The organism is uncultured Faecalibaculum sp. (assembly GCF_910588395.1).
Taxonomy (GTDB): Bacteria; Bacillota_I; Bacilli_A; order Erysipelotrichales; family Erysipelotrichaceae; genus Faecalibaculum.
The window spans coordinates 1-1,151 of record NZ_CAJUPA010000092.1 but is presented as its reverse complement, the minus strand read 5'-3'; the positions used below and the strand labels follow the sequence as shown (position 1 = coordinate 1,151).

Genomic DNA, 1,151 nt, shown 5'->3' with positions numbered 1-1,151 from the left:
GCCCTGCTGCAAATCGGTGATGCGGTACTCGGTATTTTCCAGAAAAACAAAATCCCCTACGCCATAGGCCGATGCCAGCGGGTCGCGGGGAAGTGTTCCCGGTTCGTCCGCAGCGGGTGCGGCTGTTTCCTGTGCCGGTTCCTCTTGCCGGGCTGCATTTATCTCCTGTGGTTCCAGCCCGGCCAGGAATTGCTCCGCAGCTTCTTCTCTTGAAAATGTCCGTACCGTTCCATCAGAGGCGGTATAGTAATCATTGGTCTGATTATCCCAGACAGCAAACGCATCTTCCGGGTCGGGAAACGCATCGCTGGTCATAACAACGGAAAAGCGCGGTTCGTCCTCTGTGAGCCGCTCCACATCAGCCATGACCTGCTGGATAAAGGGGTCATTGTCCAGCTTCTCCGGTTCTGTTACCTGCCCGTTTACAATGCCGCGCTGGGCCAGATTTTCCCGGATTGCGATAGGGTCTATATCGTCCAGATTATCCCGTTCTGCCTCTGTAAAAAAGCGGTCCTCTTTGATAAGCTGGGCGATCCGGCGCTGTACCTTGGGCCAGGGCAGTTCCATTTCTTCGGGGCTTCCGGCGCGGACAATAAACAGGTTTGTATGTTCAGGACCGCCGTACTCCCTGGACAGCCATGCGGCGGTATCTTTTTCCCGCCCATGCTCCTTCATATAGCGGACTACGGCCCGTTTGCTGTCCATATCGCCGTTCCATGCACAGAGGGCTTCGTCAATATCGTCCTGGGAGAGAGGGCGCAGAAGCTCATGGAGCTTTGGATAGGTTTCGGCAATCACCTCTTGATGCAGGCGGTGGCGGAACTCCGGCACATCCGAATACTGTTTGAGAAGCTGCAAATCACCGGAGCCAAGAACCGCGCGGCGCACAGCGGCGTTGCCCTCAATCACAGCGTTTTCATGGTCAGTATGGCCGCAGGCGTTGCGGTATGCCGTATCCTCCATGATGGCGGCGGTCACAACCGGCTTGTACTGTTCCAGCAATTCTTCCAGCGCGGGCTGGGGCGGTTCTGTTTCGGTTTCATGGACAGGAGCAGGCTGGCTCTGTGATTCTACAATGCCCGCCTCTGCCAGTTCCTTTTCTGCCTGGATTTTCTCATACTGTTCCCGTTCTGCTTCGGTCAGATAACGGT

At 56.0% G+C, this 1,151-nt stretch carries 1 pseudogene; it reads right to left on the bottom strand.

The features are described 5' to 3' along the window. Window positions 1-1,151: pseudogene (locus tag QZ305_RS11735) on the bottom strand (hypothetical protein); the annotation flags it as partial.